General features: G+C 71.8%; 11 protein-coding genes. 7 read left to right on the top strand and 4 right to left on the bottom strand.

Annotation, left to right across the window (positions count from 1 at the left end; all coding sequences use genetic code 11):
* Positions 1 to 462: 462 nt before the first annotated feature.
* Entirely contained in the window at positions 463 to 1,725 is a 1,263-nt protein-coding gene (locus IE182_RS09695; RefSeq protein WP_190109288.1) for an MFS transporter, read from the bottom strand.
* A gap of 173 nt (positions 1,726 to 1,898) precedes the next feature.
* On the opposite strand from IE182_RS09695, the gene IE182_RS09690 reads away from it, so the two are divergent.
* Genes IE182_RS09690 through IE182_RS09660 form a run of 7 tightly spaced genes read left to right on the top strand, consistent with a single transcriptional unit; the run spans position 1,899 to position 12,393 of the window.
* Complete coding sequence (locus tag IE182_RS09690; RefSeq protein WP_190109287.1) at positions 1,899 to 2,933, top strand: ABC transporter substrate-binding protein; 1,035 nt, start codon at positions 1,899 to 1,901, stop codon at positions 2,931 to 2,933.
* Positions 2,923 to 4,041, top strand: coding sequence for a FecCD family ABC transporter permease (locus IE182_RS09685; RefSeq protein ID WP_229844688.1), 1,119 nt, complete (start codon positions 2,923 to 2,925; stop codon positions 4,039 to 4,041). Before IE182_RS09690 ends, IE182_RS09685 begins: the two co-directional genes overlap by 11 nt.
* Positions 4,038 to 4,832 carry an ABC transporter ATP-binding protein gene (locus IE182_RS09680; protein ID WP_190109286.1) on the top strand — a complete coding sequence of 265 codons (795 nt, stop codon included), beginning with the start codon at positions 4,038 to 4,040 and terminating at the stop codon, positions 4,830 to 4,832. Before IE182_RS09685 ends, IE182_RS09680 begins: the two co-directional genes overlap by 4 nt.
* An 11-nt stretch (positions 4,833 to 4,843) precedes the next feature.
* Positions 4,844 to 5,692 (top strand): Rossmann-like domain-containing protein, encoded by an 849-nt coding sequence (locus IE182_RS09675; RefSeq protein WP_190109285.1) that lies wholly within the window; start codon positions 4,844 to 4,846, stop codon positions 5,690 to 5,692.
* Complete coding sequence (locus tag IE182_RS09670) at positions 5,689 to 6,750, top strand: GHMP family kinase ATP-binding protein (protein ID WP_229844687.1); 1,062 nt, start codon at positions 5,689 to 5,691, stop codon at positions 6,748 to 6,750. The genes IE182_RS09675 and IE182_RS09670 overlap by 4 nt, the downstream gene beginning before the upstream one ends.
* The gene (locus tag IE182_RS09665; RefSeq protein ID WP_190109284.1) at positions 6,671 to 7,771 is read left to right on the top strand and encodes a pyridoxal-phosphate dependent enzyme; all 1,101 of its coding nucleotides are present in this window, start codon (positions 6,671 to 6,673) and stop codon (positions 7,769 to 7,771) included. The genes IE182_RS09670 and IE182_RS09665 overlap by 80 nt, the downstream gene beginning before the upstream one ends.
* Before the next feature lie 29 nt (positions 7,772 to 7,800).
* Entirely contained in the window at positions 7,801 to 12,393 is a 4,593-nt protein-coding gene (locus IE182_RS09660; protein WP_190109283.1) for a sacsin N-terminal ATP-binding-like domain-containing protein, read from the top strand.
* On the opposite strand, the gene IE182_RS32725 is transcribed toward IE182_RS09660, so the two are convergent.
* From IE182_RS32725 to IE182_RS09645, 3 genes are all read right to left on the bottom strand, one after another.
* Positions 12,386 to 12,541 (bottom strand): hypothetical protein, encoded by a 156-nt coding sequence (locus tag IE182_RS32725; RefSeq protein WP_373303536.1) that lies wholly within the window; start codon positions 12,539 to 12,541, stop codon positions 12,386 to 12,388. The genes IE182_RS09660 and IE182_RS32725 overlap by 8 nt on opposite strands.
* A gap of 463 nt (positions 12,542 to 13,004) precedes the next feature.
* The gene (locus tag IE182_RS09650; protein ID WP_190109451.1) at positions 13,005 to 14,255 is read right to left on the bottom strand and encodes a protein-glutamine gamma-glutamyltransferase; all 1,251 of its coding nucleotides are present in this window, start codon (positions 14,253 to 14,255) and stop codon (positions 13,005 to 13,007) included.
* 303 nt (positions 14,256 to 14,558) lie between these two features.
* Positions 14,559 to 14,702, bottom strand: a complete 144-nt coding sequence (locus IE182_RS09645) for a hypothetical protein (protein WP_190109281.1) — start codon at positions 14,700 to 14,702, stop codon at positions 14,559 to 14,561.
* Positions 14,703 to 14,809 lie beyond the last annotated feature (107 nt).

Genomic DNA, 14,809 nt, shown 5'->3' with positions numbered 1-14,809 from the left:
CCCCCGATGGCCGAAGTCCGTGTCTCAAAGGTAGTGCGCGGGACGCGCGCCGCGACGGGATCCGGGTGAAAATCCGGTGCATGACGCGGCATGCCGCACGCCGGACGCCTGGCGCCGGACGCGGTGAGGCGCGGCGCTGCCCGACCCCCGCCCCCCCGCCCTGTTGGGCGAGCTCGACGGCTTCGCCCTTGGGGCAGCAGACAGGAGCGTGACGAGCGTGGGGGAGGTGGGGAGGGGGACAGCCCCTTCCCGAGTGTCGGTGTGTTCGCACACCGTGCGGATCCTGCGGAGCCCACGGCATCGGCGGATCGACGAGGGGAGAAAGGACCGTTCGGCCTCGGAGAGGGCCACCGGCCACGTACGCCGCGCCGACGCCGCCCCCCCGGCGAGGGCCCCGGCCGGTGCGGGAAGACCGGCCGGGGCCCTCGCGTGCCCCGTCGGGGGGGCCGTGACCGCCCCGCGTCAGCCCGTCGTCGTCGGGGCCGTACGTGCGAAGTGGCGGGCGGTGGGCACCAGCGCCGCCGCGGCCGGTACGAGGAAGCAGGCGGCGGCGCACACCGCGAGGACGGGCGTGACCCCGAACGCGTCGATGGCCGGGGCGATCAGGGCCAGGCCGACGGGCGCCAGGCCGTAGGACACCAGGAAGTCCAGCGAGGAGACGCGGGCCAGCTTCTCCGGGGCGACCTCGCGCTGGGTGGCCGTGAACCAGGGCACGTTGAACAGCTCGATGCCGATCCCGGCGACGGCGTACGCGGCGACGACCACGACCGGGTGCACGGGCAGCATCAGGCTCAGCGGCGCGACGCCGTACGCGGCCAGGCCGGCGAAGGCGGTCCAGCCCTGGGAGCGCGGCCGCCAGCGGGCGATGACCAGGGCCCCGCCGAGCGCGCCCACGGTGTACGCGGTCATGGCCGCGGCCAGCACCCACTGGGTGTCGTAGCGGTCCCGGCTGATCAGGGGCAGGGCGACGCTCGTGGCGGAGTAGCCGAGGGCGACGACGGCGACGAGGGCGGCGAGCCCGGCGAGGAACCAGGGGTGGCGTCGCGCCTCGCGTATCCCCTCGTGGAACTCGGCGCGGAAGCCGGCGCGTGGGGCGGGCTCGGCGGCGAGGTTCACTGCAGCGCCCCCCTTGCCCGGGACGAGCGCGGCGACCAGCCAGAGCAGGCCGATGCCGAGCAGGAGCGTCGAGACGTCGAGGAAGGCCGCGAGCAGCGCGGTCAGGGCGGGTCCGGTGAGCGTGGCGCTCCGTACGGCCATGGTCATGGCGGCGTTGGCCTGTTGACGGCTCTCCGGGGCGACGGTCTCGGCGGTGAGCGCCTGGAACGCCGGGCGGCAGGCGCCCTGGCCGGCGCCCGCGAGGGCGGCGGCGGCCGTCATCAGCACGAGCGAGCGGCCGAGGCCGGCGGCGAGGAGGGGTGCGGCGACCGCGGCCGCGAGGGCCGACCAGAGGACGACCGCGCGACGGGAGTGACGGTCGGCCAGCACGCCGCCGACGACGACGGCGACGAGGAAGCCGGCGGTGCGTGCGGCGAGGACCAGGCCGAGGCCGGCGGCGCCGAGGTCGTGGTGAAGGACGGCGAGTCCGAGGACGAAGGGCAGGGCCCAGGTCGCGAGGCCGGAGGCGGTGGTGCCCGCCCACAGGCGCAGGAACGCGGTGTCGCGGAGGACCGAACGCGGGGGAGGGGTATCGGTCTTGGCCGCTGTCGGCGCGGGTGTGGTCGGCACGGTGTGGCTGCTCCTCGGGGGTGGGGGCGGCGGCTCGGCGAACCGCACCCGGATTCGTTAATGAAAATGAATACCATTACAGTACCCTTCGAACGCGGCACTCCTGCCCGGTGCACGACAACACCCACGCCCTCCTCTCGCTCCCCTCCCTCCCCTCCCAGACCGGAGAACCCATGCGCCACCCAGCCCGCCTCGGCATCGCCCTGACCATCGCCCTCGCCACCGCGGGCTGCTCCACGGCAGCCGGCGACGGCTCCAGAGCGGACGCCGAGCCCGGTTCCCGGGCCTCCGCCAAGGCAGTCTCCGTCACCAGCTGCGGCCGCCAGGTGTCCGTCGCGGGGCCCCCGAAGCGGGCCGTCGCCCTGGACCAGACCTCGACCGAGACCCTGCTCGAACTCGGGCTCCAGGACCGGATGGCGGGAACGGCCAACCTCAAGACGAAGATCCCCGCGCAGTACGGGGCCGCGTACGCCAAGGTCCCGGTCATCGCCCCGAAGATCGCCACCGCCGAGCAGCTGCGCGCCGCCACCCCCGACTTCGTCGTCGCAGGCTCCACGGACCTCTACACCAAGGACCGCGCCGGCACCCGCGAGGAGCTGGCCTCCCTCAAGGTCCCCACCTTCGTCAGCGCCGTCGACTGCCCGCAGCAGAATCCGGCCGGCAAGACCCCCTTCGAGCTGCTCTTCTCCGACTACGAGAACCTGGGCAAGGTCTTCGGCACCGAGGAGCGGGCCCGCAAACTCGCCGCCGACCAGCGCGCGGCGGTCGCCAAGGCCGGGGAGAACGCCTCCAGGGTTCCCCGGGGCGACGACCGGCCCACCGTGGTCTACCTCTACTCCGTCTTCAACGGCATGCCGTACGTGGCGGGCAAGAGCGGCCTGCCCAGCGAGATGAGCCGGATCGTCGGCGCGAAGAACGCCTTCGACGACGTGAACGAGGACTGGCCGGAGGTCTCCTGGGAGGAAGTCGCCAAGCGCGACCCCGACTTCATCGTGATCGGCGACCTGTCCGAGCGCGGACGGCCGGGCGACAGCGCCGCCGAGAAGCGCGCCGCGATATCCGGGCACCCGGTGGTCTCCCAGCTCGCGGCGGTCCGTGACAACAAGGTCCTTGAGGTGCCGGGCATCGAGCTGGACCCGTCCGTGCGCTCGGTGCACGCCCTGGGACTGCTGGCCAAGGGGATGAAGGACCTCGGGTATGTCCGCTGACCCGGTAGCCCGGGCGGGGTCGGAGGACCTCCTGCTTCCGGCGGCTCGCGGGCGGGTGGTGACGGAGGGCTCCGTCGCCACCCCGCGGTCCGGCCGGTCCGCCGCGACCCGGGCGGTCCTCTTCCTCCTCGCCGCGCTCGCCCTGGCGGGCTCGGTGGCGTCGGCCGTGCGCATCGGCACCGCCGACGTGGGCTGGACCGACCTCGCCCGCGTCCTCGGCACCCATCTCGGCCTGGGAGACGAGCCGTTGCCCCCGCTGGTGGACTCCCTCATCTGGGACCTGCGGCTGCCGCGCGTGCTGATGGCCGCCCTCGTCGGCGCCTCGCTCGCCGTGTGCGGCACGGTCCTCCAGGCGGTCACCCGCAACGCGCTCGCCGACCCCTACCTGCTCGGCGTCTCCTCGGGCGCGTCCACGGGAGCCGTCGCCGTGATCGTCCTCGGCGTGGGCGCGAGCGCCCTCGGGATCACCGGCGGCGCGCTCGCCGGCGCGCTGCTCTCCTTCGGGCTGCTGCTGTTGCTGCTGCGGCGCACCGGCCTGGACTCGGTCCGTATCGTCCTCACCGGCGTGGTCGTCGGCCAGCTCTTCACCGCGCTGACCTCGCTCGTCCTGATGGCCTCGGCGGACGCGGACACCACGCGGGCCGTCACCCACTGGCTGCTGGGCTCGATGGCGCCGGCGCGCTGGAACACCGTCGTGGTCTGCGCGATCGTCACCCCGCTGGGGCTGGTGGCCGCGTGGCTCTGCTCGAACGCCCTCGACGGACTCGCGTTCGGCACCGACACCGCCGCGTCCCTCGGGATCGGCGTGCGGCGCACGCGGATGCTGCTGCTCGTGGTCACGGCCACGCTGACCGCGGTGGCGGTGGCCACCGTCGGCGCCATCGGTTTCGTCGGGCTGATCGTCCCCCACGGTGTGCGGTTCCTCGTCGGGCCGCTGCACCGGGTGCTGCTGCCGTACGCGGCGCTTGCGGGCGCGGTGTTCCTGGTGTGGACGGACGCGCTGGCGCGGATCGCCTTCGCACCCCGCGAGGTGCCCGTGGGCGTGATCACCGCGCTGCTCGGCGTGCCGCTCTTCCTCCTCGTCCTGCGCAAGAGAGGCGAACTGTGAGGATCACCGTCGAAGAGCTGAGCTGGTCGGTGGCGGGCACTCCGGTCGTCCGCGAGGTCAGCGCGGACATCGCCCCCGGCGAGACGGTCGGGCTGCTCGGCCCCAACGGCTCGGGCAAGTCCTCGCTGCTGCGCTGCCTGGCCGGCCTGCGGGCCCCCGACGCGGGCACGGTCCGCTACGACGGCGAGTGCGTACGGGACTGGAGTGCGCGCCGGATCGCCCGCCATGTCGCCTTCGTCGAACAGGACTCGGGCGCGGACAGCGATCTGCGGGTCGCCGACGTCGTCGGGCTGGGACGGACCCCGTTCCGGGACCGCTGGCGCGGACCGGACACCACCGACCGGGCGGTGGTCGCCGCCGCGCTGGAGCGCGTCGGACTCACCGCGCTCGCCGACCGCTCCTGGAAGGCCCTGTCGGGCGGCGAACGACAGCGCGCCCACATCGCCCGCGCGCTGGCCCAGCAGCCGTACGGGCTCCTGCTCGACGAGCCCACCAACCACCTCGACGTCAAACACCAGCTGGAACTGATGCAGTTGCTGACCGGTACCGAGCAGACGGTCCTGGTCGCGCTGCACGACCTGTCGCTCGCCGCCCGGTACTGCGACCGGCTGCTGCTCCTGCACCACGGCCGCCTGGTCGCCTCCGGCACCCCCGCCGCGGTCCTGACGGCCGAGCGGCTCGCCGAGGTCTTCGAGGTGGACGCCGAACTCACCACCGATGCCCTGGGGCGCCCGGTGGTCACGTACCGCGGACCGCTCGACGCGGCCGCCACGCCCCAACCCTCTCTGTGAACAGGAACCCCATGAACCGGACGTCCCCCGCCCCTTCCACCGTGCCGACCGTCGACGCCCTCGTCGAGGCCGTCCTCGCGGGCGAACACGGCCCGCTCCCCTCCGAACTCGTCGCGACCAGCGTGTTCTGGATCCACCACGGCACCCGCCTGGCCGGCGGCGACACCACCTACCTCAATCAGTACGTCCTGGTCCGCCTCGGCGGCTCCTTCGGCGGCTGTGCCTTCGAGGCCGGCGAGATCGACCCGTCGATCTGCCGCGACTCATCCGGCACCCCGCTCGACGTCCTGCTGCGCGAGGCCCCGCGTCCGCTGCGGATCGCGGCCCTCGACGCCTACCTCTCCGAGACCCGTCCCCACCGCGTGGCGGCCGAGGCGGGCGACGCGGAGCCCGTCACCCTGCCCGCCGGTACCCCGGAGGTCCGTGCGAAGGCCCGCGACGCGGCCGTCGCCGGCCTGCTGGACATCGAGGAGGGCGCGAAGGTCGGCCTCATCGGCGTCGTCAACCCGTTGATCGCGGCGATACGCGAGCGCGGCGGCCGGCCGCTGCCCTGCGACCTCAACCTCAAGACCACCCAGTGGGGCGACCCCGTCACCGACGACATGCACGAGGTACTGGACCGTGCCGAGGCCGTCGTCGCCACCGGGATGACCCTCAGCAACGGCTCGTTCGACACCATCCTGGAGCGCTGCCGCTCCCGGGGCATCCCGCTGATCGTCTACGCGCAGACCGGCAGCGCCGTCGCCCGCGCCTTCCTCGGCTCGGGCGTCACCGCCCTGTCCGCGGAACCGTTCCCCTTCTCCCAGTTCAGCGCCGAGGAGACGGGTCTGTACCGCTACCGGACGGTGGGCGGCGCGTGATCCCCACCGCCCGCATGACCGTGCCCGGTGCCGGTGCCGGTGCCGGTGCCGGTGGGGAGGTCACCGGCACCGGGTACGCCCCCTGTCACCACGGCGAGATCCTCCAGGGCGTCTTCGTCGACGACGAAGGGCGCCGGTGCGCGGGCCTGGTCACCCTGCCGATGGCCGGGCCGGGCAGCAGCGCCGAGTTCGTCCGCCGGCCCGGCACAGCACCCGAGGCGCTCACCGTCGTACCCGCCGACCGTACGAAGGCCGCGCGAGCCGCGGCCCTCGCGGTGGCGGAGTACGCGGAGCGAGCCGGCCGGCCGCCCTGCGGCGGGGAGTTGCGGCTCACCGGTGACGTACCGGTGGGCCTGGGCATGGGCAGCTCCACCAGCGACGTGATCGCCGCCGTGCGCGCGGTCGCGGACTCGTACGGGCTGCGGCCGGCCCCCGACGCGGTCGCCCGGCTGGCCGTGCGCGCGGAGTCGGCCTGCGACCCGCTGATGCTGGACGGCCGACCGGTGCTGTTCGCCCAGCGGGAGGGCCGGGTCCTGGAGGTCCTCGGCCCGGCCCTGCCGCCGCTGGTCGTGGTGGGCTGCGCCCTCGGCGGGGGCGCGCCCGTGGACACCCTGTCCTTGCCCGTACGCGAGCCCGGCGACAGTGACATACGGGCCTGGGAGCGCATGCGCACGCGGCTGCGCCGGGCGGTGGCGACCGGCGACGTACGCCTGCTCGGCCAGGTCGCCACCGCCAGCGCGCGGCGCGGCCAACAAGTACTCGGCCACCCGGAGTTCGACGCCCTGACCGGCATCGCCCGCCGGGTCGGGGCGGCGGGTGTCCAGATCGCGCACAGCGGCGCGGTGGCCGGAGTGCTGTTCGACCCGGCCGCGCCGGGCCTGCGACACCGCGTCCGCAGCTGCCTGCGCGCCCTGGACGCCCACGGCATCCCCGCCACCCGGACCTTCACCACGTTCACCACCACCAAGGAGATCCTGGATGGACCAGCACATCGCGGAGTCGATGGGCCGCCCGGACCTGATACGCCTCGACGACCGGCTCGTCTGCCTGCGCTTTGAGACGATGAAGGTGGTCTCCGCCCTCGCCGCGGTACGTCACCTGCTGGACACCGGGACGGTACGCCGCGGGGACACCCTGCTGGACAGCTCCAGCGGCATCTACGCGTACGCCCTCGCCCTGGCCTGCCACCGGCACGGCATGCGCTGCCACATCGTCGGCTCGACGACGGTGGACCACACGCTGCGCACCCAGCTCGCCGTACTCGGGGCGACGCTGGAACAGATGGAACCGTGCAGCGACCTCAAGCTCGACCAGAAGCGGCGCGTCGAGCGGATCCACGAGATCCTCGCCGAACACCCCGAGTACCACTGGATGCGGCAGTACCACGACGACATCCACTACCTCGGCTACCGCGCGATCGCCGACCGGATCCGCGAGGCGACCGGCACGGACGGGCTGACCGTCGTCGGCGGCGTCGGATCAGGGGCCTCGACCGGAGCCCTGGCCCGTTACCTGCGCGCGGCTACGGAGGGACCGGCAGACGTCGAACTGGTCGGCGTCCAGCCCTACGGCAGCGTCACCTTCGGCGCCGAGCACGTCTCCGACCCGGAGATCATCATCGCCGGGATCGGCAGCTCCATCCCCTTCGGCAACGTCTCGCACGACCTGTACGACACCCTGCACTGGATCTCCTTCGACGCCGCACTGGCCGGAAGCATCGACCTCCTGCGGCGACATGCGGTCTTCGCGGGCCTGTCGACCGGCGCCGGCTACCTCGCCGCCCGCCACGAACGCGACCGCACCCCCGAACGAACGGTCCTCTTCATCGCCGCCGACACCGGCCACCGCTACGTCGACACCGTCTACGCCCGCCACCGCGAGGCCACCCCGATCGCGGACCTCGCCCCGCGAGAGGTGCCCGACCAGAGCCGACTGGCCCTGCCCTGGTCCCGGATGCGCTGGAACCGCGCCCCGGCGGCTCCGGCCATGCACAACGGCGCAGCCGGATGCGGGAAACGAGGGCTTCACGCCGACGCCGTTCCCGCCCCCTCCCGTCCCTTGAGGATCTACGATCGCTGACCGGGGGATCACGGCAAGGGGGGCGGGGGATGACCGCTGAGCACGGCGGGTCGACGGCGGCTGACGTGGAGCGGGCGATCCGGGTGGCGGAAGAGCTCATGGAACGGGAGGGGCTGGCAGGCGGTACGGAGGTGCCCGAACCGGTCGGGCCCGAAGCAACGTGCGCAGCCGTCCAGCGGCTCGGGCAGCTGTTCAGGGAGCTGCCCGGACAGATGCGGTACGGGTTGCGCCAGCAGCGCGACAACGGCGGAGACCTCTCGACCGACCCGCTGCAGGGGCTGTCCGAGATGGTGCAGAACGCCGACGATCTCGGCGCATCCCAGGTCAGGATTCTCGTCCGCGACACGGAACTGCTGGTGGCGCACAACGGCCGTCCGGTACGGCTGACCGACGTCATGGCGCTCGCCATGCCATCGCTGACGAGCAAGGCCGACGACCCCGATGCCACGGGCAGGTTCGGCATCGGACTCATGACCCTGCGTCGCCTGTCCCCTGTCCTGGAGATCTTCTGCGGCTTCTACCGCGTCAGGATCGGGGACCCCGACGTGACTCTCGCCGACCCCATCCCGGTTCCCGCCCGGTTCGCGGAGGACGGCTGGACGATCCTGCGCATCCCGCTCGCCACGCCGGCCAAAGTGCGGGGGCAGGACGTGGACAACTGGCTCGCCGAGTGGAGTGACGCGGCGCTGCTCTTTCTCGACCACGTGCGCACGGTCGTGCACCAGCAGGAGAGCGGTGACGTACGCACCCGGCTGGCACTGGACTGGGCCGAACCGGACGCCTACGAAACGGTCGTCGGCGACCGGGACACCGTGGTCGACGTGCGCACAGCATGGTCTTCCGGCGGCATGTCCTGGCAGGTCAGCCGCGCCACCGTACCGAGTCCGCCCGACGTGCCACGGATCCGCAAGGCTGCGGCCGAATCGACCGGCCTTGCCGTCGCGATCCCGCTGCACGAGGGCGCGGGCGACCAGGGTGCCGGACAGGTGCACGTCGGACTGCCCGTGACCGAACTGGGGCTTCCGCTCCGGGTCGGCGCCCAGTTCGATCCGAACCCCAGCCGTCAGCACCTCAACGACACCCCGTGGAACCAGGCGCTGCTTCCCCTGCTGGCCGACCTCTGGGCCGCCGCCGTGGTGCGACAGCTTCGCCTGAACCCGACCGCGGCCTGGCAGTGCCTGCCGCTGCCGCACGACGTCCGGTCGCCGAAGGGGCCCGTACGCGTCCTGGAGCAGCGGTTCCTCGCCCTGGCCCGCGCGAGGGTGTCGTACGAGCTGCGCCTGCGGACGCCGCTCCACGGCGACCTTGGACTTGCCGACCTCGCTGTCGGCGACGAAGCGCTTCCGCACGCCCTGTCGGAGACGGAGATCGCGCAGGTGGCCGGGCGTACGGCCGCATTGCCTCAGGCAGCGCGGGATGCGGACGGGCGGTGGCGGGACGTCCTCGACGACTGGGCCGGACACGACGGTGCCTCACCCAAGACCGTCACCGTCGCGATGGCTGTGGACGCGCTCCTCGGCGATGCCTCCCGGAGCCCGGAGGCGACGGCCGCACTCGCTTCCGTCGCCATCGTCGAGGACGAGACGCTGAGGCTTCGACGGCACACCTGGCTGGTGGACATTTCCGGGGCCCGGCACCGCGTACCCCTGCCCGGAGCCGTGGAGGTCTTCACCGACAAGGCGCAGGGGCTCTCGAAGGTGCTCGGGCTCAGCCGCGTCCTGCACCCGGCCTTCGTCGCCGAGACCGGGGAAGCGGCCCGGGTCCGTGCGTGGCTGAGGGACCAACAGGTCTTCATCACAGGCGCGGATCCGGTGCCCGCCATCCGTCAGCTCGCCGCACGTGGCAGCCGAAGGGACATCGCGCCTCTGGCCCTCGACGATGCTCAACTGGTGGCGCTGCGCGACGGATTCCTGCGCGTCCCCGTCAAGGAGCGCAGTCGGCTGGGCAAGGAGGTGGGTCGCGCCGTCCTGCTGCAGGGCCGCCGGTCCGGGGCGGGGAGCCGCTGGGAGGACGTACAGGTCTGTCCCGCGAACGCCTACCTGCCGGCCAGGCTGGACAGTGTGGACCGGGAGGACAGCTTCGAGACCGCCTCAGGCGCGGCCAGCGGCCTGACCTGGCTGCGCCCCCGCTATGCCCAGGTCCTGCCCGGGGCGGGGACTGGCCTGGGCGCCCGGGCATTCTTCCACCTGCTCGGTGCCGAGAAGGGACCTCGGCTCAGGCCGCACCCCGGAGTCGAGCACCGTTTCACCGCCTCCTACCCGAACGAGGGTCTGCCGGCCCGGATCCAGGGCGGCCCGGCGGAGCGCCGGAAGGATCTCCAGAACCGGTCGGCGACCTATACCTTGGAGGACTGCGACAGCCCTGACCTGATGGCCGTCGTCCATGACATCGCCGCGGAGCAGGACGGGACGGTACGACGCCGGCGGGCCGCCGCACTGCTGCGGGTGCTGGGACGCTCCTGGGGCGCCTTGTCCGAGCACCACAAGGTCCGCGCCGTCTCTGACTACCACACGTGGAACCCCCGCGGAGAGACGGACGGCTTCTGGCTGTGGCAGCTGAAGACCGCGGCGTGGCTTGACAACCAGGACGGCGAACCGGCCGCTCCCTGCCTGCTGCGCGAGCGTACGACCGGTACCGTCGCCGTCTACGGTGCGGACAGTGCCGGCTTCCTGCACCCCGACCTCCAGCAGGCGGTGGGCAGGCGAGGAGAGGCTCTGGTCGCTCTGGGCGTCACCGGCGAGCCGGGCGTGGCCGACCTCCTGGAGGCACTGGGCCGACTGCGCGACCGGGAGGCCGGCGCCTTTGACCATCCATCGGCGCAGCTCCTCTACCGGGCGCTCGCCGATCGACTGGCCGCCCACCGGGGCAAGGACGCAGCACAGGTGACCGCTGGTGTCGTGGGTGCCTTCGGGCACGGCCGCGGACTGGTTCTCACGACCCTGGGCTGGCGCCGACCGGGCGACTGCTTCCGCGGCCTCCCGGTTTTCGGCCGGTGGGCCGCCTTCGCGCCGTCGTTCAAGGGCAGTGACGTCCTCTGGGAGACCCTCAAAGTCCCGGAGGCCAGTGTCGAGGACGCGGTACGGGTTGTCAGGGAGGTGGCCCGTGAGGCGAGGGAGGAGCGGGACGTGCGGGCGCCGGCCGACGCCGAAGCCGAGACCGTGATGCTTGAGACCTTGCAGATGCTCGCCAGAACAGCCGGCGAACGGCCCGAGAAGGTGACCGCCTCCCTGGTGGGGAGACTGCCGTTGCGCACGAGCCGGGGGTGGACCAGCAAGCGTCCGGTCTACGTGGCCGACGCGACGTCGGCCGAGGCGCTGGGCTCACGGATCCCGGTGTGGCTGCCGGGCGCGGAACTCGAACAGTTCAGGGCACTCCTCGGACCCCTGCGGGTGACCGAGCTGGGAGCGACGGACATCACGTTCCGCCCGGCGGAGGACGCGCCCGTCGACAAGGAGGCGACCAACCTGGTGCGTCATGCCCTGGATTTGCTCCGTGAGGACCTCCAGCGCAACGCCGTCGCCGTCGCGGGATCGCTCGACTGCCCCTGGGAGGACCTGGCCGCGGTGGAGGTGCGGATCACCTCGTCGTTGGAGTGCCTGGTCACCCTCCCTGGCGGGGAGTCGGCTCGGGGGCCCGTGCGTACCGCCCTCGACCGGGACTCCCGCACGCTGTGGACGGTCGACCGCGAGCTGCTGAGGCGGCCGTCAGAGGCGGGCCGGGCCATCGCGACGTGTTTCGCCGAGGACCGGCGCCAGGTCGCCCATTCCTGGGCGGCAGCCTACGACGAGGCGGAGCGCGGCCGAGAGGCGGTGCGGCTCGAACTGGCCGAGGAGCGGGTCGCACAGGACCAGGCGGCGACGGAGGCCAAGCGTGCCCAACGCCTTGCCGCGCTGGAGGCCGAAGTCAAGGCGGCCCAGAACAAGGAAGGCGTCCGGCCGACCGCGTCGGCACCCCTGCCGCCGGTCACGGTCCGCCCCGCCCCGGCGATCCCCTTTCCGGAACCGAGAGAGTTTGTTGATCCGGCAGCTCTCCGCATCACCGGCATCCGCCGGACCCCCCAGACGCCGCCGTCCGATGGCGGAGTATCCGGGGCCGGCAGAGAGACACCCGCCAGGACCCGCCTCACCCTGCCCACACCCGCACCAGCCGTGCCCACCCCGCGCCCGGTTCCTCCTGCACCCAACATCGACCGCCAGGAGAGTGTGGCTCTGGACCTCCTGCGCAAGGTCCTGGGCACGGAGCAGGAACCGGAGTGGCTGCGCGATCTGCGGCACCGGCATGGCGTAGGCGCCGACGCCGTGGACGGGCTCGATCGGTTCTACGAGCTGAAGACGACCTATGGACCCGAACAGGACACGGTGACCCTCACTGCCAGGGAATGCGAACGGGCAGCCTCGGGAGCCGAGTTCTTCCTCGTCGTGGTGTCCGGACTCGCAGCGGACTCCGATCCCGTCCTGCGCCTCGTCCCGGATCCACTGCACCAACTCGGCACCCGCCCGAGCGGAAACGTCATGCTCACCGGGATCAAACAGTCGGGAAGCCTCATTGTCGAGTTCGGCGCAAGGGAGGAGCCGGAGCCATTGCCGCCCGCGGAAGCGGGTGCCGACTCATCCTTCACATGACGGCGTGCCGGGGGCAGTGCCAGCGGTCCATGTGAAGGCGGCGGATAGGGACATGAGGCTGACTGCTGGGGGAGAGCGTCAGCAGCACCGCCCCTGCCAGGGCGGCATCGCACTCACCCACCGTGAGCGCCCCGCAGGCCACATCCAGCGCCCCAAGCCCGACGAACAGTTGCCTGGCGCCCTGAGCTGTCCGAGCGGGGCCTTGGCTGGACGTGCATGACCGCTCCGGGGCATCCGCATCGTGAGCCTGGCTTCAGGTGCCCGCCGACGCGAGTCGCTGCTGACATCCTGTCACCGTCGGCAGTTCGTGTAGATCGCAGAGGAGCAGCGCAAGGACCAATGGGCCAACCGCCGGCGCCGCGGTAGCGCGGGCGGTCGGCCCAACCGGCTTCGACGAGGCGATCTCCCAGCGCCGCCGATTCCGGGCGCGGGGGTGCGGTTGAACCGCCGCACCACCGCGCCCCCGAAATGACCGCTCGCACCCGGGCTGGCGTCCAGCATCATCTCGGCACCCCCGAACCCGTCGTCCAGGTTGTCGCCCCGCCGACGGTTCGCGTCGAGAGGCGTGGACTGACCGGGCAGAAATCAGCAGAGGTCGTAGTACCAGCCTGTCACGGCCAGCCTTGCTCCACCTTGGCGGGGGCGGTGTTCCAGCTCTTGGGTATGAACGTGATCACGTAGGCTCCGCGGTCGAAGTCCGCGTACCCGGCAGACCACTTCCGGAACTTGCTCTCGTGTACGTGCATGGGGCCCAGGTCGCTATTGGGCGCGTGGTAGTGGTCGCCGTGGGTCCATGTGGTTTTGTCGGCATCCGCTTCTGTTTGAGCCCCGAACCAACCGTAGTCGAAATTGACCCAACCTTCGCCGGGCTTGGCCGGACTGCGCGGAATGCTTCTGTCCTTCGACATGTCGACCAGGCCGGTACCCTGGTCGGGGCGGAAGGCTTCCGGGTCGCCGTACTTCCTCTTGTCGGAGGAGCCCCGCTGGTCCTGCCCGCTCCAGAAGTGCTTCGAGTAGATCACCGCCTTCATCTTGGACGGGTCGTAGTTGCCGCCGTCCCTTTCCTTGAAGGACGGTGTGTTCCTCAGCGCCGAGTAGAAGTTCGAGCGGCTGTCCTCGCGGAGCAGAGCGTCATTGTTGTTCGTGAGCTCCGTCTTGAGGTTGTTGATGTAAGTCCCCTCGTCGTGGGCATTTTCCAGGGCCTTGTTCATGACGGACGCCACATCACGCGCCCGCTTGAAACCCTTCCCCTCGTCGAAACTGCCCTTGGCGATGCGACCCTCGAACTCCGCCCGCGTTTCATCGGGTCGGGGGCTGGTGTTCTTCAGGTCGTTCTTGTACTTGTTCTCGTCGAAGGACGCGAACGCCAATCTGTTCGTCGGGTAGGGGCCCGAGTTGACCCAGGTGACGCCAACGCAACCGTAGGACAGCTTTTCTCGCTGCTCTTCGGTCATTTGCTGTTTCTTTCCGTCGCGGTGACTGTAGACCTGCTGCCACTTGCGTATGTAGTTGTTGACGACCGTAGTGGCCCTGCCTCCGTAGGCCCGGTACGCCTCAGGCATCCTGTCGAGCGGCTCGGCGGGAGGAGTTTCCCGGTCATCGGAGGGGGCCCGGGAGGGCGCGCTGGCGCTCGGAGGTAATTCCTTCGGAGGCTTGCCAGGTTGGCCCAGAGTCAGAGCTCTTTCGTTCAGTGCGTTGATGCTCTCGACGTCATCCGCCGTCAGGCCGTGCGTTTCGGCGTAGGACCCCTTCTCTTCCCCATCGCCACTGCTGGCGGCCTGGCTGACCGAAGGTGTGAATCCTGCGGTGCATATGACCGCACCCACAGTGGCGAAGGCGAGAAGTCTCCGACGTTTGTGCATGGAAATCAATAACTCCCTTGTGGTGAAGCCTCGTGAAACGAGGGCATGTGAGAGCACGACGCGATGGAGGGGTTTGCGACGAGCTGCCGCTCAGGGCCTTGGCCGCGCCGTCCTGCGTCGCTGCGCCGGCGGCAAGGAGGGCTGCCGCCGCGAGGCGGAAGGGGATGCAGTGAATGCGGGAGATGGCGGTGGCGGCGCGGTCGTCGCCGGTCATCACCGTGGTGGCCGCCGGGCGGGCTGGGCGCGACTCGGTCGCGCGCCCGGCGGCGCCGGCCGCCCGGGTGGGGCGGGGCCGGTGGCTCGCTACATCAGGGTCGTCGCCGATGCGGCGACGCGGGCCCGGTCCGGGTGGTCGGGGTCGCCGTAGCGGACCTCGACGCGCGGGTGGGAGCGCATGAACTCGGTGTCGACCAGGCGGACCTGGCCGGGATGGTCGACCGTGCGCACGGCGATGTCCGTGTCGAGGAAGAAGCTGAACTCACCGGTGGCCGGGGCGGTCGTGTCCGGGTGGCTGCCTGGGCTCTCTGGGTGAGGGGCAGGGCGGGGGTCCCGGT

It is taken from the genome of Streptomyces cinnamoneus, assembly GCF_014650495.1.
Lineage (GTDB): Bacteria > Actinomycetota > Actinomycetes > Streptomycetales > Streptomycetaceae > Streptomyces > Streptomyces cinnamoneus.
This window is presented reverse-complemented; position numbering and strand designations above follow the sequence as displayed.

Excerpts from the sequence above, each read along its gene's own strand:
- IE182_RS09660 (WP_190109283.1), top strand. The coding sequence starts at position 7,801 with ATGACCGCTGAGCACGGCGGGTCGACGGCGGCTGACGTGGAGCGGGCG.
- IE182_RS09690 (WP_190109287.1), top strand. The coding sequence starts at position 1,899 with ATGCGCCACCCAGCCCGCCTCGGCATCGCCCTGACCATCGCCCTCGCC.
- IE182_RS09675 (WP_190109285.1), top strand. The coding sequence starts at position 4,844 with ATGAACCGGACGTCCCCCGCCCCTTCCACCGTGCCGACCGTCGACGCC.
- IE182_RS09665 (WP_190109284.1), top strand. The coding sequence starts at position 6,671 with ATGGACCAGCACATCGCGGAGTCGATGGGCCGCCCGGACCTGATACGC.
- IE182_RS09685 (WP_229844688.1), top strand. The coding sequence starts at position 2,923 with ATGTCCGCTGACCCGGTAGCCCGGGCGGGGTCGGAGGACCTCCTGCTT.
- IE182_RS09650 (WP_190109451.1), bottom strand. The coding sequence starts at position 14,255 with ATGCACAAACGTCGGAGACTTCTCGCCTTCGCCACTGTGGGTGCGGTC.